A 21,419-nucleotide genomic window follows, 5' to 3' on the forward strand; every position below is an offset into this window, starting at 1 on the left:
GGGATTTTTGCTTCCGGAACGGCCGGTATCATAACATCGCACGGGCCCGGCCAGACCAAAAACCGCGCCAGGATGCCTGCTTCCGCCCTTCTGTCCCATGCGCCGGCCGCCATGAAAAACGCCGCACCGAGCGCACCCGGTACGGCGTCCATTTCTTCATTTCAATCCGAGAAAATCAGAAAGTCTCCCAATCCCCATCATCGTTTGCGGGCGATGACCTGCCCGCAGAGGCCGGTTTGGCGGGGGCTGCAGGCTTGCCTGGTGGCGCCAGCGTCGCGGCTGCCTTGACCAGGGGCTTGGCCGCAGGCTTGGGCAGTGGTTTGACCGGGATCGCTGCCTTGGCCGCAACAGGCGCAACCTTGGGGGCAGCCATCGGCGCGGGCGCTGCGCTGCCCTCCTCTCCTTCGACGCGGAAGGTCGCCACCGCGGCCTTCAGGCGTCGCGCCTGCTCTTCCAGTGAACCGGCTGCGGCAGCAGCCTCTTCGACCAGGGCCGCGTTCTGCTGGGTCACCTGATCCATCTCGCCGATGGCCAGGTTGACCTGCTCGATGCCCCGGCGCTGCTCTTCGGACGCCGCCGAAATCTCGCTGACGATGTCGGTCAGGCGATGCACCGCCGACACCACCTCGCCCATGGTCTCCCCGGCGCGGGCCACCTGGTCCGAGCCATCGCCCACGCGCTGCACCGAATCCTCGATCAGGGCCTTGATCTCCTTGGCCGCCTGGGCACTGCGCTGGGCCAGCGAACGCACTTCCGAGGCCACCACCGCAAAGCCGCGCCCCTGCTCGCCGGCGCGGGCGGCTTCCACCGCCGCATTCAGGGCCAGGATATTGGTCTGGAACGCAATGCCATCGATCACGCCGATGATGTCGGAAATCTTGCGCGAGCTTTCCGTGATGCCCTCCATGGTCTGCACCACCTGCCCCACCACCTCGCCGCCGCGCCTGGCGATTTCCGAGGCGTTGTTGGCCAGCTGGCCGGCCTGGCGGGCGTTGTCGGCGTTCTGCTTGACGGTGGCGGTCAGGGTATCCATGTTGGAGGCTGTGGTCGCCAGCGAACCGGCCTGCTCTTCAGTGCGCGAAGACAGGTCCAGGTTGCCCGCTGCAATCTCGCGCGCGCCGATATCGATGGCATCGGTGCCCTGGCGGATGCCCTTGATGACGCCGCCCAGCCGCTCTCGCATGGTGGCCATCTCGAAGAGCAGACTGCGGTTGTCACCGGCACGGGTGTCGACCCGTACCGTCAGGTCGCCGTTGGCAATGCGCGTGGCGATGGCCACCGCATAGGCCGGCTCGCCACCGAGGCTACCGGTAATGCGGCGGATGATGGCCAGCATCATCAGCGAGACCAGTCCACCGACCACCACCAGGATACCGAGCAATTTGAACAGGTCGGAGCGGAACTGGGCCTGCACATCGGAGAGGAACACGCCCGTGACGATGAACCAGTCCCAGGTCTTGTTGTGCACCACATAGCTCATTTTTGGGGTGCGGTTACTGTCGTCTGTACCAGGCAGGCGGCCCATGTATTGCACGAAGCCGTGCTGTTTTTCCTGGCCGACCTTCATCATCTCGACGTAATAGGCCTTGCCTTCGGAATCCTTGCGGTCGGCCACGTTCTTGCCGATCATCGCCTTGTTGGAGGGCAGCATCAGCACCACCGGGCGGGAGTCGAAGATGAAGAGATAGTTGTCGCCGTCGTAGCGCATGGCGGCGATGCGTTCCAGCGCGTTCTTCTGGGCTTCCTCTTTGGAAATCTTGCCGGCCGCGACATCGGCCACATAGCTGTTGACCACCCCGTTGGCGGCTTCCACCACGCGGCGCAGGCCATCCTTGCGTTCTTCGATCATGGTTTCACGGGCGCTGAAGGCGGACCAGGCGGCCAGCGCCAGCAAACCGATCCACATCACGACCAGCGCAGACAGTAGCTGCGCCTTGAGGCTTTTCATTCTTGTTCTCCGGGAATGGGTGGGCCGCTCTGTGAACGGTCCCGTTTTGGCGAGCGACCACAATACTCTCTGACTCTCCCTGACAATCCCCTGAATACACCGCGTAACTGTCCCTGATTTTCCGGATTGCACCTTTTCTTTGCCCGCGTGCAGGAAGGTAAACACGCGCCCGATCAGGATAACCACAGCCGTTTTCTTGTGCGCCAGACATGCCAAGGACTTAACACCGGGCCGACCGGGAGCGCGGCAATGCCCTCAAATGACGGTATAATCGCCAACTTTCCCAGCCCTTTGCCGTGGCCGGCCGAGCTCCTCGCGAGACGCTGGCCCGGAAAGCTTTACTCCAGTCCAGCGACGTGAATCCCCTACTCGACAAACTGCAGCCCTATCCCTTCGAAAAGCTCAAGAAGCTCTTCGCCGGCATCACGCCCGACCCGGCTTATCGTCCGATCAGCCTGGGCATCGGCGAGCCCAAGCACCCTACCCCTGCCTTCATCCAGCAGGCGCTGACGGACAACCTGTCCGGCCTGGCCTCGTATCCGGCCACCCTGGGCAGCGACGCCCTGCGCGGTGCGATCGCTGACTGGCTGCAGAAGCGTTACGACATCCCGCGTCCCGATCCGGCCACCGAGATCCTGCCGGTGATCGGTTCGCGCGAGGCCCTGTTCTCGCTGACCCAGACCGTGGTCGATCCGACCAGGCCCGGCGCGCTGGTGATGTGCCCCAACCCGTTCTACCAGATCTATGAAGGTTCGGCCTACCTGGCCGGCGCCGAGCCCTACTTCGTCAATTCGGACCCGGCGCGCAACTTTGCGCCCGATTTCAGCCAGGTACCGCAAGAAGTATGGGAACGCGTGCAACTGCTGTTCGTCTGCTCGCCGGGCAACCCGACCGGCGCCGTGCTGACGCTGGAAGACTGGAAGGAACTGTTCGCCCTGTCGGATCGCTATGGTTTCGTGATCGCCTCCGACGAGTGCTATTCCGAGATCTACTTCAAGCAGGATCCGCCGCTGGGCGGCATGCAGGCCGCACGTCTGCTGGGCCGTGACTATCGCAACCTGGTCTCCTTCTCCAGCCTGTCCAAGCGCTCCAACGTGCCGGGCATGCGCTCGGGCTTCGTGGCCGGCGATGCAGCCATCCTCAAGAAATTCCTGCTCTACCGCACCTACCACGGCGCGGCCATGAGCCCGGTGATCCAGGCCGCCTCCGTGCTGGCCTGGCAGGAAGAAACCCACGTGCAGGACAACATCGCCAAGTACGTCACCAAGTTCTCCCAGGTGACCCCGCTGCTGCAGGAAGTGATGGACGTCGCCCTGCCCGATGCCGCCTTCTACCTGTGGGCCAAGGTCGACAAGCTGGTCGACATCAGCGACACCGAATTCGCCCGCCGTCTTTACGCCGAATATAATGTCACGGTCTTGCCGGGCAGCTACCTGGCACGCGAAGCGCATGGCGTCAATCCGGGCGCGGGCCGCATCCGCATGGCGCTGGTGGCCGAAGTCGACGAATGCCTGGAAGCTGCGCAACGCATCGTCGCCTTCACGAAGAAACTGGCCGGCCAGGCTTGAGCTTGTCCGCACCGGCCCCGGTGCCAGTTTCTCTCCCGTTCACACTAGAGTTCATCGATATCAACATGACACAGTCCATTCAGCACATCATCGATCAGGCGTGGGAAGATCGCGCCAGCCTGTCTCCCAAGAGCGCCCCGGCCGACATCCGCAATGCGGTGGCCGAAGTGATCGCAGGCCTGAATGATGGCACCCTGCGCGTGGCAAACCGTCAGGGCGTCGGCCAGTGGGAAGTCAACCAATGGGTGAAAAAGGCCATCCTGCTGTCCTTCCGCCTGGAAGACAACGTGCCGATGTCGGCCGGACCTGGCTATCCGCAGTTCTACGACAAGGTGCCGACCAAGTTCGCCAATTACGCCGCTGAAGATTTCGCCAAGGGCGGCTTCCGCGTGGTGCCTCCGGCGGTGGCGCGTCATGGCTCCTTCATCGGCCGCAACGTGGTGCTGATGCCCTCCTACGTCAACATTGGCGCTTACGTCGACGAAGGCACGATGGTCGACACCTGGGCCACCGTCGGTTCGGCGGCCCAGATCGGCAAGAACGTTCACCTTTCCGGTGGCGTCGGCATCGGCGGCGTGCTGGAGCCCGTGCAGGCGGGTCCGGTCATCATTGAAGACAATTGCTTCATCGGTGCCCGTTCGGAAGTGGTCGAAGGCGTCATCATCGAAGAGAACTCGGTGCTCTCCATGGGCGTGTACATCGGCCAGTCGACCAAGATCTACGACCGCGAAACCGGCGAAGTCCACTACGGCCGCGTGCCGGCGGGCTCGGTGGTGGTGCCGGGCAACCTGCCGTCCAAGGATGGCAAGTACAGCCTGTACGCCGCGATCATCGTGAAGAAGGTCGATGCCCAGACCCGCTCCAAGACCTCCATCAACGAACTGCTGCGCGGCGAGTAATTCCGCGCTGCGGCTTTGCTGAAGGCCTGAAGCACCCACGCGCCGCGCCGGTCGTCTCGCACACCGGCGCGGCGTCGTGTTCTGGCCACCGATAGCCAGCCCCATTGAGAAAGCGAACATGAGCGACAAGATCACCCTTTTTGGCATTCCCAACTGCGACACCGTCAAGAAAGCCCGCGTGTGGCTGGACGAGCAAGGCATCGTCTTTCACTTCCACGATTTCAAAAAGGCCGGCCTCACTGCCGAACAGGCCCAGGCCTGGCTGAAGGACGTGGAGCGCGACGTGCTGGTCAACCGCAAGGGGACCACGTGGCGCGCCCTGCCGGATGAGCGCAAGGCCGCCATCACCGATGACGCCGCTGCGGTGGCCCTGATGGTGGAAAACCCGTCGGTGGTGAAGCGCCCGGTGCTGTTCGATGGCAAGCAGTATCACGTCGGTTTCAAGGCCGATCAGTATCAACACATTTTCGAGAAATGATCATGAGCAAGACGCTGGCCCTGACCCAGGAATTGATGTCCCTTTCTTCCGTCACCCCCGAAGACAAAGGCTGCCAGGCGCGGCTGGCGGAATTGCTCGCGCCGCTGGGCTTCGTCTGCGAGACCATCCAGTCCGGCGACGTCACCAATCTGTGGGCGCGCAAGGGAACGGCGCAGCCGCTGGTGGTCTTTGCCGGCCACACCGACGTGGTGCCCACCGGCCCGCTGGAGAAGTGGCAGTCGCATCCCTTCCAGCCGACCCTGCGCGATGGCCGCCTGTACGGTCGCGGCGCGTCCGACATGAAGACGTCGATCGCCGCGATGGTGGTGGCTTGCGAAGAGTTCACGGCGGCCCATCCCGATCACAAGGGTTCGATCGGCTTCCTCATCACCAGCGATGAAGAAGGCCCGGCCATCGATGGCACGGTCGTCGTCTGCAATGCCCTCAAGGCGCGCGGCGAACAGCTGGATTACTGCATCGTCGGCGAACCGACCTCGGCCAAGACCCTGGGCGACATGATCAAGAACGGCCGCCGCGGCACCATGTCGGGCAAGCTGACCGTCAAGGGCATCCAGGGCCATATCGCCTATCCGCAACTGGCGCGCAATCCCATCCACCAGGCTGCGCCGGCACTGGCCGAACTGGTGGCCGAGCAGTGGGATGCGGGCAATGAATACTACCTGCCGACTTCCTGGCAGATTTCCAATATCCATGGTGGCACCGGTGCCTCCAACGTGATTCCCGGCGAAGTGGTGATCGACTTCAACTTCCGCTTCTCCACCGCCAGCACCGTGGAAGGTTTGCAGCAGCGCGTGCATGCCATCCTCGACAAGCATGGCCTGGAATACGACCTGAAGTGGACCGTTGGCGGCCTGCCCTTCCTGACCCCGCGCGGCGACCTGTCGGATGCGCTGTCCAAGGCGATCAAGGACGAGACCGGACTGGACACTGAACTGTCGACCACCGGTGGCACCTCAGACGGCCGCTTCATCGCCCAGATCTGCCCGCAGGTGATCGAGTTCGGCCCGCCCAATGACAGCATCCACAAGATCGATGAGCACATCGAAGTGCGCTACATCGATCCCCTGAAAAACATCTACCGCAAGACGCTGGAAAACCTGCTGGCGTAAGCCCAAGCATTGACGAGAACATCATGACCCCCAACAATTTCTCCACCGTGCGCGACCTGCTGCGCTACGCCGTGACCCGCTTCAACACCGAGCAACTGTTCTTCGGCCACGGCAGCAGCAATGCGCTCGACGAGGCAGCCTACCTGATCCTGCATACGCTCAAATTGCCGCTGGATCAGCTCGATCCCTTCCTGGATGCGCGTCTGCTCCCCGAGGAAATCGCTTCCGTCATGCGCGTGATCGAACGCCGCAGCAAGGACCGCGTCCCGGCGGCCTACATCACCAATGAAGCCTGGCTGGGCGCATATCGCTTCTACGTGGATGAACGCGTGATCGTGCCGCGTTCCTTCATCGCCGAACTGATTCCGCAGCATTTCTCGCCCTGGATCCAGGATCCGGAAGCCATCGTCAACGCGCTGGACCTGTGTACCGGCTCCGGTTGCCTGCCGATCCTGCTGGCTGATGCCTTCCCGAACGCGCAGATCGATGCGGTCGACATCTCTGCCGACGCGCTGGCCGTGGCGCGCAAGAATGTGGACGAATACCAGTTGCAGGAGCGCATCAACCTGGTCGAGTCCGACCTGTACACGCAACTGCCGCTGCGCAAGTATGACTTGATCATCAGCAATCCGCCCTATGTGAATTCCGGTTCCATGAGCAAGCTGCCCCAGGAATACCTGCGCGAACCGCAACTGGCCCTGGCCGGTGGCGAGGATGGCATGGACCTGGTACGCAAGATCGTCGCCGGCGCCGCCGAGCGCCTCACGCCCGAAGGCGTGCTGGTGGTCGAGATCGGCAATGAGCGCGCCTTCGCCGAAGCGGCCTTCCCGGAACTGGAACTGACCTGGCTGACCACCAGTGCCGGTGACGACATGGTGTTCCTGGTCACGGCCGAACAACTGCAACTGGCCTGACCCTGAGCGTCAGCATCCGCGTTAGCGCGCTCCAACGATTGTGAATCACCGATGATCCGTTTCCAGCAAGTTTCCCTCCAGCGCGGCGTCAAGCCGCTCCTGGACAATGTCGACCTGACGCTCAATCCGGGCGACAAGATCGGCCTGATCGGTGCCAATGGCACCGGCAAGTCCAGCCTGTTCGCCATGCTGCGCGGCGAGCTGCATGCCGACCAGGGCAATGTCGATTTCCCGGCGCGCTGGCGCATGGCCTACGTCGCGCAGGAAACGCCGGCGCTGGATCGTCCCGCCATCGAGTACGCCATCGATGGCGACGCTCACCTGCGTCAGCTGGAAGCCGATCTGGCCCGCGCCGAAGCGCAGCCGGACGACAAACACGACGGCAACCATATCGCCGAGCTGCATACCGCGTTGGCCGATGCCGATGCCTACACCGTGCGCTCGCGCGCCGAGCAATTGCTGCTGGGTCTGGGCTTTTCGCTGGAGCAGATGGCGCGGCCCGTGGCCAGCTTCTCCGGCGGCTGGCGCATGCGCCTGAACCTGGCGCAGGCACTGATGTGCCCGTCCGACCTGCTGCTGCTGGACGAACCGACCAACCACCTGGACCTGGATGCCATCATCTGGCTGGAAGACTGGTTGAAGCGCTACGCGGGCACCCTGCTCATCATTTCCCACGACCGCGATTTCCTGGATGGCGTGGTGAACGTGATCGTTCATATCGATGATCGAAAACTGAAGCGCTATTCCGGCAACTACAGCAGCTTCGAGCGCCAGCGCTCGGCCCAGCTGGAACTGATGGCGGGCATGATCGAGAAGCAGCAGCGCCAGCGTGCGCACCTGCAATCCTTCATCGACCGCTTCAAGGCCAAGGCGACCAAGGCACGCCAGGCGCAGAGCCGCATGAAAGCCCTGTCGAAGATGGAAGAGCTGGCACCGCTGCGGGCGGCCGCCGAATTCTCCTTCGAATTCCGTGAGCCCCTGTCGGCACCTAATCCGCTGCTGGTGATGGAAAAGGTCAACGCGGGTTATCACATCGAGGGCAAGAATGGCGCGCCCGATGAAGACAAGATCATCGTGCATGGCATCGATTTCTCGCTGCAGAGTGGGCAGCGCATTGGTCTGCTGGGCGTCAACGGCGCGGGCAAGTCCACGCTCATCAAGACCGTGGCCGGCGAGATCGATCCGCTGTCCGGTACGGCCCGCCTGGGCAAGGGACTGGTGATCGGCTACTTCGCCCAGCATCAGGTGGAAATGCTGCGCCATGACGAATCGCCGCTATGGCACCTGACCCGTCTGGCACCGGATGTGCGCGAGCAGGAACTGCGCAACTTCCTGGGCAGCTTCAATTTCAACGGCACCATGGCGACCTCCTCAATCGCCCCCTTCTCGGGCGGCGAAAAGGCGCGCCTGGCGCTGGCTCTGATTGTCTGGCAGCGCCCCAACCTGCTGCTGCTGGATGAACCGACCAACCACCTGGATCTGGAAACCCGCGAAGCGCTCACCATGGCGCTGGCACAGTTCGAAGGCACGCTGGTGCTGGTCTCCCACGATCGCCACCTGCTGCGCGCCACGACCGACCAGTTCCTGATCGTGGCCGAAGGCAAGCTGCAACCCTTCGATGGCGACCTCGACGACTACAAGGACTGGCTCTTCAAGACCAAGCTGGCCGCCCGCAACGATGCGGCGGCTGCCGCACCGCTGCCCACGGCCAGCCAGCCGATGGTCGAGGCCCCGGCCTCGCTGGTGGACCGCAAGGAACAGAAGCGTCTGGAGGCCGAGCAGCGCCAGAAGATGTCGGCCCTCAAAAAACCGATTGAGGCCCGCATCAAGCGCCTCGACGAACAGATCGCCAAGCTCAATGCGCGCAAGGGAGAGATCGATGCGCGCCTGGCCAGCCCGGATATCTACGACGCCGCCAACAAGGAAGAACTCAAGACGCTCATCACCGACCAGGCCTATTGCAGCAAGGAGCTGGACCAGCTTGAAAATGAATGGCTGGAACAGCAGGAGGCGCTGGAGCAATTGCAGGCCTGAGCTGCGGAACCGCGTCGGGCATAAGCTTTCTACATCAAAGTATTAAGCCAGCCCTTGCAGTTCGGCAAAACGAGGGCATCATTGCGCCCTGGCCGCAGTTTTTGTGGCGAAAGTTTTTATAAGGACATGAACATATGAAGAAGAATATCAAGCAATGGCTGCTGGCCGGTGTCGGTGCCACCCTGCTGGCGTCCAGCCTGAGCGTGTCGGCGGCCGACCTGCTGGAATCCGTCAAGAGCAGCGGCACCCTGAAGGTGGCGCTGGAAGGCAACTACCCCCCGTTCAACTTCAAGGATGCCAAGACCGGCGAACTGACCGGTTTTGAAGTCGACGTGGCCAAACTGCTGGCGGCCAAGCTCGGCGTCAAGCCGGTCTTCACCACCACCGAATGGAGCGGCATCCTGGCCGGTCTGGGCGCAGGCAAGTACGACGTCATCATCAACCAGGTCGGCATCACCGACGAACGCCAGAAGGCTTTCGATTTCTCCGAGCCGTACACCCTCTCCAGCGCCCAACTGATCGTGCGCAAGGATGAAAAGCGCGAATTCAAGAGCCTGGACGACCTGAAGGGCAAGAAGCTGGGCCTGGGTCAAGGCACCAACTTTGAACAGAAGGCCAAGGCCGTGGCCGGCATCGACGTGCGCACCTATCCGGGTTCGCCCGAGTACCTCGCTGACCTGGCCGCCGGTCGCATCGATGCTGCCCTGAACGACAGCCTGCTGGTCGGCTACATCCTGAAGTCGACCAACCTGCCGCTGAAGGCTGGCAGCCCGATCGGCACCGTCGACAAGATCGGCATTCCCTTCCGCAAGGGCAATCCGGAGTTCAAGGCTGCACTGAACAAGGCCCTGGCCGACATCAAGGCGGACGGCAGCTTCAAGGCCGCTTCCGAGAAGTGGTTCGGCATTGACGTGAGCCAGCCGCCGAAAGCACAATAAGGCGCGCCTGAACTGGTGCTCCCTGCCGCCCGGCACGTTCCGGGCGGACCGACTTATCCCCGCATCGCGGGGATAATTTTTTTATTCGAATGCTTATGGAAATCCTCGAACTGCTGCAGCAAGCCGCCCCGACCCTGGCCAAGGGCGTGGGCTACACCCTGCTCTTCGCGCTGGCCTCGATGGTCGGCGGCCTGGTGCTGGGCTTCGTGCTGGCGGTGGCACGCATCGTTCCCTGGCGGCCCATCCACTGGCCGGCTGCCGTGTACGTCAGCATGATGCGTGGCACGCCGCTGCTGGTGCAGATCTTCGTGGTCTATTACGGCTTGCCTGGGATCGGGATCGAATTCTCGCCGCTGACAGCGGGTGTACTGACCCTGAGCCTCAATGCCGGCGCTTACCTCTCGGAAAGCTTGCGCGGCGCCATCCTGGGCGTGACGCATGGGCAGTGGAATGCATCTTACAGCGTGGGACTGACGTATTTCCAGACGCTGCGCTACATCATCGTGCCGCAGGCAGTGCGCATAGCAGTGCCCTCGATGAGCAATACCCTGATCAGCCTGATCAAGGATACCTCGCTGGTATCAGTCATCACGGTGACCGAATTGATGCTGGCGACCAAGGAAGTCATTGCGGTGACCTTCCGCCCGCTCCCGCTGTATCTGGCGGCGGCAGCCATTTACTGGATCCTGAGCCTGTGCTTCGAAGCCTTGCAGCACCGGCTGGAGAAGCGGCTGGGCAAGGCGCACCAGCACTGATCGCCCGCCCCAAGGAAAAAAGCCCGAATGCGATGCACTCGGGCTTTTTCGTCAGCTTTTTGTTGACCGGGGCGGGAATCTTTTCATCCGCGCGGAACTCAACGCTTGACGCGGTAGATATCCTGGCCGACTTCATTGATCTGGCGGCGCAGTTCGCGGCGTTCATCGGCACTGAGCTTGCCGTTGCGGCGCTGGTCCTGGTCGCTGGCGATCTGGTTGCGGTGATCTTGCGGGTTGAAGTCACCGGCATGCTGCCTGAAGTCGCCCGGCTGCCCCGGCATCGGCCGGCCGCCCTGCGGAGGGCCAGCCAGCGCGGCCGCTCCCACACCGAGCGCCAGCATCGCTGCCAGACATAGCTTGTTGACGACTGCAATCTTCATAATGCGATTTTTTCCGGAGACAGAGAATCAGGGAAGAGAAAGCGGTATCGACGTTGCTTTCCCGACGTGATTCCAGTTTAGGCCGCAGGCCGCGATGGTATAAGATGATTAAGGTAAGGTATGTAACAGTTTGTAATGGATCAACAGCCCCGACTTGCTCAAAATCGCCAAGACGCTACCATAGGCAACATGAATACGACCAACGGCAATACTAATACGACAACATCCGCCAATCAATTCAAAGTGTTGGTGGTGGATGACGACATCCGCTTGCGCGACCTGCTGCGCCGCTATCTGACCGAGCAGGGTTTCAACGTGGTCACGGCGGAAAACGCCCAGGCCATGAACAAGCTCTGGATCCGCGAACGCTACGACCTGCTGGTGCTGGACCTGATGCTGCCCGGCGAAGATGGCCTGGCCATCTGCCGCCGCCTGCGCGGTGCTGGCGACCAGACGCCCATCATCATGCTCACCGCCAAGGGCGAGGACGTGGACCGCATCATCGGTCTGGAAATGGGCGCGGACGACTACCTGCCCAAGCCCTTCAACCCGCGCGAACTGGTGGCGCGCATCAATGCGGTGCTGCGCCGCAAGGGCCCGGACGAACTGCCGGGTGCGCCTTCGGAAACCCCGGAAACCTTCGAATTCGGCGACTTCATCCTCGACCTGGGTACCCGTACCCTGAAGAAGAACGGCGAAACCATTTCCCTGACGACCGGCGAATTCTCGGTACTGAAGGTTTTTGCACGCAATGCCCGCCAACCGCTGTCGCGCGAAAAGCTGATGGAAATGGCGCGCGGCCGCGAATATGAAGTTTTTGACCGCAGCCTGGACGTGCAGATCTCGCGCCTGCGCAAGCTGATCGAACCCGATCCGGCCAATCCGCTGTACATCCAGACCGTGTGGGGCCTGGGCTATGTCTTCATCCCGGAAGGGAAACCGCGCTGATCTCCCGCTTCACCCCTGACCTGCAGGCCGTTTGCCGATGAAAACCCGCCCTCAATCCGGATGGTTCAGCAACGGCCTGTTCTGGCGCACCTTCTTCCTCCTGACCTTCCTGATCACCGCCAGCATGGTGGCCTGGGTGGCCAGCTTTCGCATGGTCGAACGCGGACCGCGTGCGGAACAGCTGGCCGCGCAGATCGTCTCGGTGGTCACCATCACCCGTGCGGCACTGACGCACTCGGCCCCCGAGATGCGCCGGGAACTGCTGTTCGACCTGGCCAGCAATGAAGGTATCCGCATCTATCCGCTGGAAAAGAGCGACCGCATCGTCCCGCCCGAGGACTCGCCCATCATCCCGGAACTGGAGTACTACGTGCGCCAGTCGCTGGATGAGAACACCATCTTCGCCTCCAGCGTGAATGAAGTGGAAGGCTTCTGGATCAGTTTCAATATCGACGATGACCAGTACTGGCTGATGCTCGACCGCGGAAGGCTGGACCGCACGTCCGGCCTGCAATGGCTGGGCTGGGGCTCGATCGCGCTGTTCCTGTCGCTGATCGGTGCGGTCTTCATCTCCACCCTCATCAACCAGCCGCTGGCGCGGCTGACGGCGGCCGCTCGCGCCATTGCCAAGGGCCGCCAGCCCGAGCCGCTGCCGGAATCCGGCCCGACCGAGATCGAGGAAGCCAACCGCAGCTTCAACCAGATGGTGGCCGACCTCAATCGCATCGAATCGGATCGCGCCCTCATCCTGGCCGGCATCTCGCACGACCTGCGCACGCCCCTGGCACGCATGCAACTGGAAGTGGAGATGGCCAACCTGTCCGATGAATCGCGCGACGGCATGCATTCGGACCTGGCACAGATGGACAGCATCATCGGCCAGTTCCTCGACTACGCGAAGCCATTCGATGCCAACAGCCTGGAAAGCATCGACCTGGCCGGCGTGCTGGAAGACGTGGCCGCCAAGTCTGCGCGCCTGTCGGACGTGAAGCTCACTACCGAGATCACGCCCGCCACCGAAGTCGCCGGCAATGGCACCGAGCTGGCGCGTGTCTTCAGCAACCTGATCGAAAATGCGCGCCGCTACGGCAAGACGCCCGGCACCGACTGCGCAGAAATTCATCTGCGCAGCCGCATCGAAGGACATCAGGTGGTGGTGGAAGTGTTCGACCATGGCTCGGGCGTGCCCGAGAGCGAGTGCGAACGCCTGCTGCGCCCCTTCACCCGTCTCGACACCGCACGCGGCCAGGCCAACGGCTCCGGCCTGGGCCTGGCCATCGTCAACCGCATCGTGCTCAAGCACAATGGCAAGCTGCTGTTGAAGGGACATGAAGACACCCACGGCGGCCTGCTGATCCAGATTTCCCTGCCCTTGAAGGGCCATCGCCGCCATGCCTGAGCGGTCCCTCCACTGGCGGCACCTGCCCTGCCTGCTGGCAGCCGCCCTGCCCGTCCTGGCCATGGCCCAGACCTATGCGGATCGCAACCTGAGCATGCCCGCTGCCGGCAGTGAGGGCAGCAAGCGTCCCATCGTGATCATTTCGCCGGTCATTCCAAACGGTCCCTCACCGCTCAGCATTGCCCCGCCACAGCGCGGTCCGGCAGGGGCTTATGCTTCCGACGAGCCAGGCCCGGACATCCGCGCCCGCAACGCCGACTACATCACGCAATTCAAGGTGGTGGGACAGATACCGGCCGGCGCAATCATCCGCAAGGTCAGCTGGCGCTATACGCTGGCCAGCAAGCCGCCCGGTTTCGAGGCCAAACTGTGCTGGAAGGATGCCGGGGTATGCTGGGACGTAAGCCAGGCCAATGCCGGCAGTACCGAATTCTTCAATGGCCGCGACGCCGGCCAGCCTTTCCAGCTGCACTACAGCGTGCGCGGAACGGCCCGCACAGGTGAACCGCCCATCAAGGGCGAAATGAACCAGGTCATCGTCACTTTCGACGCGCCAGGCTGATTCAGTGATCCGGTTCAGGCAGCGTAATCGTCGATCTCGCGCGCCTTCTGCAGAGCATCGTCGATGCGCTCCACCGGAATCACCTTCAATCCCTCAATAGCCTGCTTGGGTGCATTGGCCTTGGGGATGACCGCAATCGAGAAGCCCAGCTTGGCGGCCTCGCGCAGCCGCTCCTGGCCGCGTGGCGCTGGGCGGATCTCCCCAGCCAGGCCCACTTCACCGAACACCACCAATCCGCGCGGCAAGGGCTTGTTGCGCATGGAGGAATTGATCGCCAGCAGCACCGCCAAGTCGGCCGCCGGTTCGGTAATCTTCACCCCGCCGACCGCATTGATGAAGACATCCTGATCAAAGGCCGCCACGCCCGCATGCCGGTGCAGCACCGCCAGCAGCATGGCCAGGCGGTTCTGCTCCAGGCCGACCGACAGGCGGCGCGCGTTGGGAACGTGCGAGCTGTCCACCAGGGCCTGGATTTCCACCAGCAGCGGACGCGTGCCTTCCTGGGTCACCATGACGCAGGAGCCGGGGACCTGGTTTTCGTGCTGCGAAAGGAACAGCGCAGAAGGATTGGAGACGCCCTTCAAGCCCTTCTCGGTCATGGCAAACACGCCAAGTTCGTTCACTGCGCCGAAGCGGTTCTTGAAGGCGCGCACCAGGCGGAAGCTGGAATGCGTATCGCCTTCGAAGTACAGCACCGTATCGACGATGTGCTCCAGCACGCGCGGACCGGCCAGCGCGCCTTCCTTGGTGACATGGCCGACCATGATGATGGTGATGCCGGAAGTCTTGGCCACCCGCGTCAGTTGCGCCGCGCATTCGCGCACCTGCGCCACCGAGCCGGGAGCCGAGGTCAGTGCATCGGAATAAATGGTCTGGATGGAGTCGATCACGGCCACTTCGGGCTTGTGCTCGGCCAGCGTGGCGAGGATCTTTTCCAGCTGGATCTCGGCCTGCAATTGCAGTTCACGGGCATCCACCGCCAGGCGCTTGGCGCGCAAGGCGATCTGCGAACCGGACTCTTCGCCGCTCACATAGAGTACCTTCTTGAGCCGGGAGATATTGGCCAGCGCCTGCAGCAGCAAGGTCGACTTGCCGATGCCGGGATCGCCGCCGATCAGCGCCACTCCGCCCGGCACCAGACCACCGCCCAGCACGCGGTCGAATTCCTCGATCCCAGTGCCAAAGCGCGGCACGTCGATCGCTTCGATATCGGCCAGGCTCAGTACCGGTGCGGTCTGCGCCAGGCTTTGCGGCGTCGACGAATAGCGATTCCCGCCTCCGCTCTCCACCAGCGTCTCAACCAGGGTATTCCACTGGCCGCAGGCCGGACACTGGCCGGCCCATTTGTTGCTGACCCCGCCGCATTCGGTGCAGGTGTAATTGGTCTTGACCTTCGCCATCGTCGCCTTGCTGCTTTCTGCTCTACCTGGGTAGGCCTGCTGAGCCTTCCCGGAAATCTGCCAGGAGGTTCATCTTTTTTCGTTCAGTCCACTTCGCGTACCGCCACCCGTGGGGCCAGTGCGCACATCAGTTCATATCCGATCGTACCCGCCGCAAAGGCGACCTCATCGATGGGCAATTGCTGGCCCCACAGCTCGACGCGACTGCCCACGCCGGCGCCGGGAAGTTCGGTCAGGTCCACGCACAGCATGTCCATCGAGACCCGCCCGACGGTGCCGGTCTTGATACCGTCGACCAGCACGGGCGTGCCGGTCGGTGCATGGCGCGGATAGCCGTCGGCATAGCCGCAGGCGACCACGCCGATACGCATCGGCCTGTCCGCCACGAAGCGGCTGCCGTAGCCGATGGCTTCACCCGGGGGGATGTCCTGCACGCCGATGATCTGGCTTTCCAGCGTCATCGCCGCGCGCAGGCCGAAATCGGCGGCACTGCCACCGCCCGGGGTACCGCCGTACAGCATGATGCCGGGGCGGACCCAGTCATGGGCCAGCTCGCCATGCATCAGGTCGGCAGCAGAATTGCAAAGACTGCGCGCACCAGGCAGCCCTTCGGTGCCGGCCTGGAAGCGGCGTACCTGCTCGCTCAGCGGCAAGGACGGGTTGAGCGCATCGTCGGCATTGGCGAAGTGGGTCATCATGGTGATGCTGCGCACGCTGGCGATCTTGCTCACGCGCGCATGGGCGGCTTGAAAGGCCTCGGGCTTGAAACCCAGGCGGTTCATGCCGCTGTTCATCTTCAGGTGCACATGAAAGGCGGCGTCGGTGACGAATTGTTCCAAAAGCGCGATCTGCTCATCGCAATGCACGGCGAACTGGATGTCGTGGCGGGCCAGCACCGGCAGGTCCTCGGCATCGAAGAACCCTTCCAGCAACAGGATGGGCTTGGTCCAGCCCAGCTCGCGCAGGCGAACGGCATAATCCGGTTCGACCAGCGCCAGGCCGTCGGCATCGGCGAAACCGCGCATGGCGCGTTCCAGCCCGTGACCGTAGCCATTGGCCTTGAGCACGCCCCAGACGCGGGCGTTGGGCGCATGGGCGCGGGCGACGGCAAGATTGTGTTGAAGTGCGGAAATGCTGATGGAAGCGACGATCGGTCTTGGCATGATATCCAGTGGCAGTAACGAGGGCAGATGGCTCACAGAGGGCGTTCGCGGGTAGGCGAACGGCCGATCTCGGCTGGCAATGCGCACGGCGAGCGGCAAGGCCGCCATGGGCCTGCCTGTCGCGGTTCGCCCGGAAGTTTTTGTCCAGCGGGGAACAAGCGGGCATTTTACCGGACGAACATCTTTATGGTTTGACTTATGACGGAGCGTGCATGGTTTCATGGTATAAAGCTACCCGGACATCATTTGTTATACATCTTGGACAGGGATGAATCGCGGTTTCTATACCATCATGGCGGCGCAGTTCTTTTCGTCGCTCGCCGATAACGCGCTGCTGATCGCCGCCATCGCCCTACTTGCCGAAATGCATTCGCCAGCGTGGATGACCCCGCTGCTGAAGCTGTTTTTCGTGCTTTCCTATGTGCTGCTGGCGGCGTTCGTGGGCGCCTTCGCCGACGCCTTCCCCAAGGGCAAGGTCATGTTGATCACCAACATGATCAAGATCGTCGGTTGTTCCCTCATGTTCTTTACCGTGCATCCGCTGCTGGCGTATGCCGTGGTCGGATTCGGCGCGGCGGCCTATTCACCGGCCAAGTACGGGATCCTCACCGAACTGCTGCCGCCGGAAAAACTGGTCGCGGCCAACGGCTGGATCGAGGGGCTGACGGTGGGCTCCATCATCATGGGCACGGTCCTCGGCGGGGCGCTGGTCAATCCCAAGATTTCAGCGGTGATCCTCAGCTTCGACTTCCCGATGGTCGACCTGCCCATTGACACCCCCACCGAAGCGGCCCTGTGCATCATCTCCTGCATCTACATCGTCGCCGCCCTCTTCAACTTCTACATTCCTGATACCGGTGCCCGCTACGAGCACCAGGAACGCAATCCCATCCGTCTCATCGTCGATTTCGCCGGCTGCTTCACCACCCTGTGGAAGGACAAGCTCGGCCAGATTTCGCTGGCCGTGACCACGCTCTTCTGGGGCGCGGGGGCGACATTGCAGTTCATCGTCCTGAAATGGGCGGAAAAGTCGCTGCACATGCCGCTGGACAAGGCCGCCATCCTGCAGGGTATCGTCGCCGTGGGTGTTGCCCTGGGTGCAGTGGCCGCCGCCCGCTTCGTGCCGCTGAAAAAATCGCTGACCGTCATGCCGCTGGGCATCATCATGGGCATCGTGGTGATGCTGATGACCACCACCACCTCGGTGTGGGTGGCCTACCCGCTTCTGGTGATCGTGGGCGCGCTGTCGGGCTACTTCGTGGTGCCGATGAACGCCCTGCTGCAGCACCGTGGCCACGTGCTCATGAGCGCAGGCCATTCGATTGCCGTCCAGAACTTCAACGAGAACCTCTCGGTGCTGACCATGCTGGTGCTGTATGCCTTCATGGTGCGCATGAACCTGGATGTGAATACCGTCATCATCATCTTCGGCTCCTTCGTGGCCGGCATCATGTATCTCATCATGCGCCGCCATGCCGCCAACCAGCGCGAGCATGACTCGCTGGCGCTGATCGGCGAGGACAAGCATCCCCACCACTGATTTCACGATGGATTGAAGGTCTGGACCGGCGGTTCAGACCGGCACGATGGCGTGCTGCACCGTTGCGGCGGCACGCGCTTCCCACTGCGGCGGCACAACGAAGCCGCGCATCACTTCCAGCCATTCCGGTTCGGTCCCCTCCTGCAGGCGGCATTGCGCCACCATGACCGGACTGTCGTCGGCACTGAACATGTCTTCCAAGGTGCTCCGCAGCTGTGCCAGGGTCATGCCCTGCCCGGCTGGAAGGCGCGCCGGTGCCAGCCAGGACAGGCGCGGCAGGATGGCATAGCGCATCGTCTCTTCTTCAATACGCGGCAGCGAGGCGGCATCACACCAGAATCCTCGGCAATGATCGGCAGCAATGCCCATGGTGGGCGGCAAACTCAGCGCCGCATCCAGCGGGTAGAACAGCCATCCCTTGACGAGGGCGCGCGCCGCTACGACAGGAGCCGGCAGTACCGCCTGGGCCGCCGGATGTTCGGAAAGCTTCAGTTGCTGCTGCATGATCTTGCGCATCTTGCGGCCCAGAGAATCGGCCAGGTTGGGACCGACGAAGGTATCCGCCTGCGCCGTGGCGGCCAGCTCCCGCGCCTGCAAGAGATAGAACTTGGTGGCGAACTCCCAATGCACGACGCCGGCATCGCTTTCCGCCTCAGGGGAACGGATCAGGAAATCGAATTCGCCCAATGTTTCTCGCGTCGGACCCTGATTGCGGACCTGCAAATTGGCGGCGACCAGGCAGTCCTGCTGGCGCAGATAGAAACCGAGCAGCTTTTCGGCGTACCGGCCCAGGCGCCCTGATGGCTGTTGCGCCAGGTGGGCGTGCAAGGCGGCATTCATGGCCGGATCATATTGCAGGTCGTGCAGCCAGCCGGCCACCTCGGGTGACAGCTGGCCCAGCGTGGCGACCCGGCCCTCCCAGCAGACGGCCTCCGGTGCCAGCAGATCGGGCGCATACAACAGCCAGGCCAGTGCGCGCACGTGCGGATCCCGCAGATCGGGCCAGCGCTGGTGGAAACGCGCCTGATGCGAGCTCAGGTCCATGCCGGCCATCGCTTCAGCGGGCTTGCGCAGCGTAAGTGCTCATGGCCAGGCACAGGTCGGCCCAGGCCTTGCTCTTGTCGGTGAGCGTGCGCAGCAGATAGGCCGGGTGGTAGGTCACCACCAGCGGCAGGTCCTGATAGCGATGCACCGTGCCGCGCAGACGCGAAACCGGCGTGGCCGGATCCATGCCCAGCAGCGAAATGGCCGCCGTCTTGCCCAGCGCTACCAGCACGGTAGGCTGGATCAGTTCGATCTGGCGCTGGAGGTAAGGCAGGCAGGAGGCCACTTCCTGCGGCGAGGGCGGACGGTCGCGGCCGTTGTCATCCGTGGGACGGCATTTGACGATGTTGGCGATGTAGGCATTCTCACCGCGCTTGACGCCCATGGAGAGCAGCATGTTGTCCAGCAGCTTGCCGGCAGGTCCGACGAAGGGTTCGCCCTGCTGATCCTCGCTGCGGCCCGGGCCTTCGCCGATGAAGAGCCACTTGGCCTTTTCATCGCCTACGCCGAAGACGGTATTCTTGCGGCCTTCGCACAGTCCGCAGCGGCGGCACTCAGCAACCTGCTGCTTGAGCTGCGGCCAGTCCATGGCCTTGATGCGGGCAATCATGGGGTCGACGGCAGGGACGTCTTCCTCGTCGTCGCCCTCAGGGATCAGCATGGGTTCCAGCGCAGTACCGAAGTCCATCTCGTCCAGCCAGGAAGGCGGGCCGCCCTCTTCCTCGAGCGGCGCACGCGGACGGGCGGGGGCGGCGGGAGCCGGACGAGCAGCAGGAGCAGCAGGCGTGGACGCTTGCACCACAGGAGCAGCGACGGGCGGCTTGGATTGAGCCACGACGGGTTCAGGCGCGATGACCTTGGGCGCGTCGACAGGGGCAGCGGGCGCGGCCGTTTCCTGAGCAGGTACTTCCGCCTGCGCGGCCTGCACCTCTTCCACCGCCAGCTCTCGCCGCACCCAGACCGGGCCAATGCCCAGCGCATCCAGCAGGGCCAGGGAGGAGCCGAAGCCCGGATCTTGTTTCAACTCTTCATTCATAAGGGCAGACTCATGACGATAGCCCCTTCTCGGGTCTGGTTGGCGGCGGGATAGTAATTCTTGCGCCGCCCGATTTCAGTAAAGCCGTACTGGCGATAGACCGTGGCGGCATGCACGTTGGACTCACGTACTTCCAGCAACATGGTCCGCATGTGGTGCTGGCGTGCCAGCCAGGTCGCCTGGTCCAGCAGCATGCGGCCCAGGCCCTGATGCTGATGCAAGGCGGCCACGCTGATATTGAGCAGATGGGCTTCATCCACGGCCAGCATCACCAGGAAGTAGCCCAGCAATTCGCCGTGGGCATCCCGCAGGGTCTGCGCCTGGTAGCCGCTGTAGAGCGAATCCTGAAAATTGCCGCGCGTCCAAGGATGGGAGTAGACGGCCTCTTCGATCCTGACCACCGCATCCAGATCGCTCGCACCCATGGCCGCAAATTGCAGCCGCCCGTAACGCGGATGCGAGACAGGCAGCGACACGGCCAGTTGCTCGCTCATGCCACACCCTTGGCCGCATCGCGCACTTCGCGCTCGGCCGTGGTCAGGGCCACCTTGTTGCGCAGATAGAGCGGCTGCGCCTGCTGCGCCGGCAAGGCCAGGCCGGCGCTGAAATGCACCTGGCCCAGCGTCGCCACCTGGCGCGCATGGGGCATCGCCTGCGGCTGCACACTGGCGAAGGCGGCCGTGCAGAAGTTGGCGCTGAAATGCTCGGCATACACCGACAAACCATTGCCGCAGGCATGCGGGCGACCTTCGACCGGTACCTGAGCGGCAGACGACAGGGCCGGTTCAGCAAGCGTCTCCCAGCCGCCATCGGCACGAGCACAGTAGCGCGCCCAATAGACTTCACCCATGCGGGCATCGAGGACGGCCAGCACATCGCTGGCCTGCGGATTTTCATCACGGCAGGCTTGGGCCGCCGCTTCCAGAGTCACCACGGGGACCACCGGACGGTCACAGCCAAAGGCCAGCCCCTGCACCACGCCGCACGCCGTGCGCACGCCGGTGAAGGAGCCGGGGCCCACGCCAAAGGCCAGCGCATCGCATTGCGACAGCGCCAGGCCGGCATCGGCCAGCAATTGCTGGATCATGGGGAGGATGGCGTCCGAGTGCGTCTGGGTACCAGCGGACTGGCGCGCAATCAGTTCGCCCTGGTAGAGCAAGGCCGCCGAGGCCAGCTCGGTGGAGGTTTCAATGGCAAGAATCGTGGACATCTCGCTATTTTACCGTGCGGCGCGCAATTGTTCGGAGCGTTCGCATCTAACGTGAGCCTTTGTGCGGCAGCGC

Annotated in this window: 20 protein-coding genes; 12 read left to right on the plus strand and 8 right to left on the minus strand. The window is 63.1% G+C overall.

The features are described from left to right. Positions 1 to 175: 175 nt before the first annotated feature. On the minus strand, positions 176 to 1,948 hold the full coding sequence (locus MKD49_RS09310; protein WP_252696148.1) for a methyl-accepting chemotaxis protein: 1,773 nt from the start codon (positions 1,946 to 1,948) through the stop codon (positions 176 to 178). Between the two features lie 356 nt (positions 1,949 to 2,304). Here MKD49_RS09310 and dapC point away from each other — a divergent pair, with 356 nt between their 5' ends. The 8 genes from dapC to MKD49_RS09350 all read left to right on the plus strand — a co-directional run bounded on the left by dapC (position 2,305) and on the right by MKD49_RS09350 (position 10,664). Then, the gene (gene dapC, locus MKD49_RS09315) at positions 2,305 to 3,516 is read left to right on the plus strand and encodes a succinyldiaminopimelate transaminase (RefSeq protein ID WP_252696149.1); all 1,212 of its coding nucleotides are present in this window, start codon (positions 2,305 to 2,307) and stop codon (positions 3,514 to 3,516) included. A gap of 65 nt (positions 3,517 to 3,581) precedes the next feature. After that, the gene (gene dapD / locus MKD49_RS09320) at positions 3,582 to 4,415 is read left to right on the plus strand and encodes a 2,3,4,5-tetrahydropyridine-2,6-dicarboxylate N-succinyltransferase (protein WP_252696150.1); all 834 of its coding nucleotides are present in this window, start codon (positions 3,582 to 3,584) and stop codon (positions 4,413 to 4,415) included. A gap of 118 nt (positions 4,416 to 4,533) precedes the next feature. Beyond that, complete coding sequence (locus tag MKD49_RS09325; RefSeq protein WP_252696151.1) at positions 4,534 to 4,893, plus strand: ArsC family reductase; 360 nt, start codon at positions 4,534 to 4,536, stop codon at positions 4,891 to 4,893. Positions 4,894 to 4,895: 2 nt separating this feature from the next. After that, positions 4,896 to 6,023 carry a succinyl-diaminopimelate desuccinylase gene (gene dapE / locus MKD49_RS09330; protein ID WP_134135289.1) on the plus strand — a complete coding sequence of 376 codons (1,128 nt, stop codon included), beginning with the start codon at positions 4,896 to 4,898 and terminating at the stop codon, positions 6,021 to 6,023. Positions 6,024 to 6,046: 23 nt separating this feature from the next. After that, positions 6,047 to 6,937 carry a 50S ribosomal protein L3 N(5)-glutamine methyltransferase gene (gene prmB, locus MKD49_RS09335; protein WP_134135288.1) on the plus strand — a complete coding sequence of 297 codons (891 nt, stop codon included), beginning with the start codon at positions 6,047 to 6,049 and terminating at the stop codon, positions 6,935 to 6,937. A gap of 51 nt (positions 6,938 to 6,988) precedes the next feature. After that, positions 6,989 to 8,971 (plus strand): ATP-binding cassette domain-containing protein, encoded by a 1,983-nt coding sequence (locus MKD49_RS09340; protein WP_252696152.1) that lies wholly within the window; start codon positions 6,989 to 6,991, stop codon positions 8,969 to 8,971. A 134-nt stretch (positions 8,972 to 9,105) separates the two neighbouring features. After that, on the plus strand, positions 9,106 to 9,909 hold the full coding sequence (locus tag MKD49_RS09345) for a cystine ABC transporter substrate-binding protein (RefSeq protein WP_034338781.1): 804 nt from the start codon (positions 9,106 to 9,108) through the stop codon (positions 9,907 to 9,909). A gap of 95 nt (positions 9,910 to 10,004) precedes the next feature. Further along, positions 10,005 to 10,664 (plus strand): amino acid ABC transporter permease, encoded by a 660-nt coding sequence (locus tag MKD49_RS09350; protein WP_199900340.1) that lies wholly within the window; start codon positions 10,005 to 10,007, stop codon positions 10,662 to 10,664. A gap of 98 nt (positions 10,665 to 10,762) precedes the next feature. Here MKD49_RS09350 and MKD49_RS09355 read toward each other — a convergent pair whose 3' ends face one another. After that, the gene (locus MKD49_RS09355; protein ID WP_039788314.1) at positions 10,763 to 11,044 is read right to left on the minus strand and encodes a hypothetical protein; all 282 of its coding nucleotides are present in this window, start codon (positions 11,042 to 11,044) and stop codon (positions 10,763 to 10,765) included. Between the two features lie 189 nt (positions 11,045 to 11,233). Between MKD49_RS09355 and ompR the strand changes: the two genes are divergently transcribed. Genes ompR through MKD49_RS09370 form a run of 3 tightly spaced genes read left to right on the plus strand, consistent with a single transcriptional unit; the run spans position 11,234 to position 13,953 of the window. After that, positions 11,234 to 11,992, plus strand: a complete 759-nt coding sequence (ompR, locus tag MKD49_RS09360) for a two-component system response regulator OmpR (protein WP_039788315.1) — start codon at positions 11,234 to 11,236, stop codon at positions 11,990 to 11,992. 37 nt (positions 11,993 to 12,029) lie between these two features. Continuing rightward, positions 12,030 to 13,391 (plus strand): sensor histidine kinase, encoded by a 1,362-nt coding sequence (locus MKD49_RS09365; RefSeq protein ID WP_204725417.1) that lies wholly within the window; start codon positions 12,030 to 12,032, stop codon positions 13,389 to 13,391. Continuing rightward, the gene (locus tag MKD49_RS09370) at positions 13,384 to 13,953 is read left to right on the plus strand and encodes a flagellar protein FlhE (protein ID WP_252696153.1); all 570 of its coding nucleotides are present in this window, start codon (positions 13,384 to 13,386) and stop codon (positions 13,951 to 13,953) included. The genes MKD49_RS09365 and MKD49_RS09370 overlap by 8 nt, the downstream gene beginning before the upstream one ends. A gap of 14 nt (positions 13,954 to 13,967) precedes the next feature. Here the strand turns inward: MKD49_RS09370 and radA are convergent, their stop codons facing one another. Together radA and alr are read right to left on the minus strand one after the other, a co-directional pair. Further along, positions 13,968 to 15,353 carry a DNA repair protein RadA gene (radA, locus tag MKD49_RS09375; RefSeq protein WP_034329257.1) on the minus strand — a complete coding sequence of 462 codons (1,386 nt, stop codon included), beginning with the start codon at positions 15,351 to 15,353 and terminating at the stop codon, positions 13,968 to 13,970. Positions 15,354 to 15,436: 83 nt separating this feature from the next. After that, the gene (alr, locus tag MKD49_RS09380) at positions 15,437 to 16,516 is read right to left on the minus strand and encodes an alanine racemase (RefSeq protein ID WP_252696154.1); all 1,080 of its coding nucleotides are present in this window, start codon (positions 16,514 to 16,516) and stop codon (positions 15,437 to 15,439) included. Positions 16,517 to 16,784: 268 nt separating this feature from the next. On the opposite strand from alr, the gene lplT reads away from it, so the two are divergent. Further along, positions 16,785 to 18,056, plus strand: a complete 1,272-nt coding sequence (gene lplT, locus MKD49_RS09385) for a lysophospholipid transporter LplT (RefSeq protein WP_121039922.1) — start codon at positions 16,785 to 16,787, stop codon at positions 18,054 to 18,056. A gap of 33 nt (positions 18,057 to 18,089) precedes the next feature. Here lplT and MKD49_RS09390 read toward each other — a convergent pair whose 3' ends face one another. From MKD49_RS09390 to tsaB, 4 genes are read right to left on the minus strand one after another with little or no spacing between them, the layout of a single operon-like run. After that, complete coding sequence (locus MKD49_RS09390; protein ID WP_252696155.1) at positions 18,090 to 19,100, minus strand: DUF1853 family protein; 1,011 nt, start codon at positions 19,098 to 19,100, stop codon at positions 18,090 to 18,092. A gap of 13 nt (positions 19,101 to 19,113) precedes the next feature. Continuing rightward, positions 19,114 to 20,136 (minus strand): uracil-DNA glycosylase family protein, encoded by a 1,023-nt coding sequence (locus tag MKD49_RS09395; RefSeq protein WP_252696156.1) that lies wholly within the window; start codon positions 20,134 to 20,136, stop codon positions 19,114 to 19,116. Further along, on the minus strand, positions 20,133 to 20,630 hold the full coding sequence (gene rimI / locus MKD49_RS09400; protein WP_252696157.1) for a ribosomal protein S18-alanine N-acetyltransferase: 498 nt from the start codon (positions 20,628 to 20,630) through the stop codon (positions 20,133 to 20,135). The genes MKD49_RS09395 and rimI overlap by 4 nt, the downstream gene beginning before the upstream one ends. Then, positions 20,627 to 21,346 (minus strand): tRNA (adenosine(37)-N6)-threonylcarbamoyltransferase complex dimerization subunit type 1 TsaB, encoded by a 720-nt coding sequence (gene tsaB, locus MKD49_RS09405; protein ID WP_121039913.1) that lies wholly within the window; start codon positions 21,344 to 21,346, stop codon positions 20,627 to 20,629. The genes rimI and tsaB overlap by 4 nt, the downstream gene beginning before the upstream one ends. Positions 21,347 to 21,419 lie beyond the last annotated feature (73 nt).

Source organism: Herbaspirillum sp. WGmk3 (assembly GCF_023952535.1).
GTDB classification, from domain to species: Bacteria; Pseudomonadota; Gammaproteobacteria; order Burkholderiales; family Burkholderiaceae_D; genus Herbaspirillum; species Herbaspirillum huttiense.

What these genes read in the sequence shown, in the direction of transcription:
- MKD49_RS09310 (WP_252696148.1), bottom strand. Translation starts at nt 1,948, where the DNA reads ATGAAAAGCCTCAAGGCGCAGCTACTGTCTGCGCTGGTCGTGATGTGG.
- dapD (WP_252696150.1), top strand. Translation starts at nt 3,582, where the DNA reads ATGACACAGTCCATTCAGCACATCATCGATCAGGCGTGGGAAGATCGC.
- MKD49_RS09325 (WP_252696151.1), top strand. Translation starts at nt 4,534, where the DNA reads ATGAGCGACAAGATCACCCTTTTTGGCATTCCCAACTGCGACACCGTC.
- dapE (WP_134135289.1), top strand. Translation starts at nt 4,896, where the DNA reads ATGAGCAAGACGCTGGCCCTGACCCAGGAATTGATGTCCCTTTCTTCC.
- prmB (WP_134135288.1), top strand. Translation starts at nt 6,047, where the DNA reads ATGACCCCCAACAATTTCTCCACCGTGCGCGACCTGCTGCGCTACGCC.
- MKD49_RS09340 (WP_252696152.1), top strand. Translation starts at nt 6,989, where the DNA reads ATGATCCGTTTCCAGCAAGTTTCCCTCCAGCGCGGCGTCAAGCCGCTC.
- MKD49_RS09345 (WP_034338781.1), top strand. Translation starts at nt 9,106, where the DNA reads ATGAAGAAGAATATCAAGCAATGGCTGCTGGCCGGTGTCGGTGCCACC.
- MKD49_RS09350 (WP_199900340.1), top strand. Translation starts at nt 10,005, where the DNA reads ATGGAAATCCTCGAACTGCTGCAGCAAGCCGCCCCGACCCTGGCCAAG.
- MKD49_RS09355 (WP_039788314.1), bottom strand. Translation starts at nt 11,044, where the DNA reads ATGAAGATTGCAGTCGTCAACAAGCTATGTCTGGCAGCGATGCTGGCG.
- ompR (WP_039788315.1), top strand. Translation starts at nt 11,234, where the DNA reads ATGAATACGACCAACGGCAATACTAATACGACAACATCCGCCAATCAA.
- MKD49_RS09365 (WP_204725417.1), top strand. Translation starts at nt 12,030, where the DNA reads ATGAAAACCCGCCCTCAATCCGGATGGTTCAGCAACGGCCTGTTCTGG.
- MKD49_RS09370 (WP_252696153.1), top strand. Translation starts at nt 13,384, where the DNA reads ATGCCTGAGCGGTCCCTCCACTGGCGGCACCTGCCCTGCCTGCTGGCA.
- radA (WP_034329257.1), bottom strand. Translation starts at nt 15,353, where the DNA reads ATGGCGAAGGTCAAGACCAATTACACCTGCACCGAATGCGGCGGGGTC.
- alr (WP_252696154.1), bottom strand. Translation starts at nt 16,516, where the DNA reads ATGCCAAGACCGATCGTCGCTTCCATCAGCATTTCCGCACTTCAACAC.
- lplT (WP_121039922.1), top strand. Translation starts at nt 16,785, where the DNA reads ATGAATCGCGGTTTCTATACCATCATGGCGGCGCAGTTCTTTTCGTCG.
- MKD49_RS09390 (WP_252696155.1), bottom strand. Translation starts at nt 19,100, where the DNA reads ATGGACCTGAGCTCGCATCAGGCGCGTTTCCACCAGCGCTGGCCCGAT.
- MKD49_RS09395 (WP_252696156.1), bottom strand. Translation starts at nt 20,136, where the DNA reads ATGAATGAAGAGTTGAAACAAGATCCGGGCTTCGGCTCCTCCCTGGCC.
- rimI (WP_252696157.1), bottom strand. Translation starts at nt 20,630, where the DNA reads ATGAGCGAGCAACTGGCCGTGTCGCTGCCTGTCTCGCATCCGCGTTAC.
- tsaB (WP_121039913.1), bottom strand. Translation starts at nt 21,346, where the DNA reads ATGTCCACGATTCTTGCCATTGAAACCTCCACCGAGCTGGCCTCGGCG.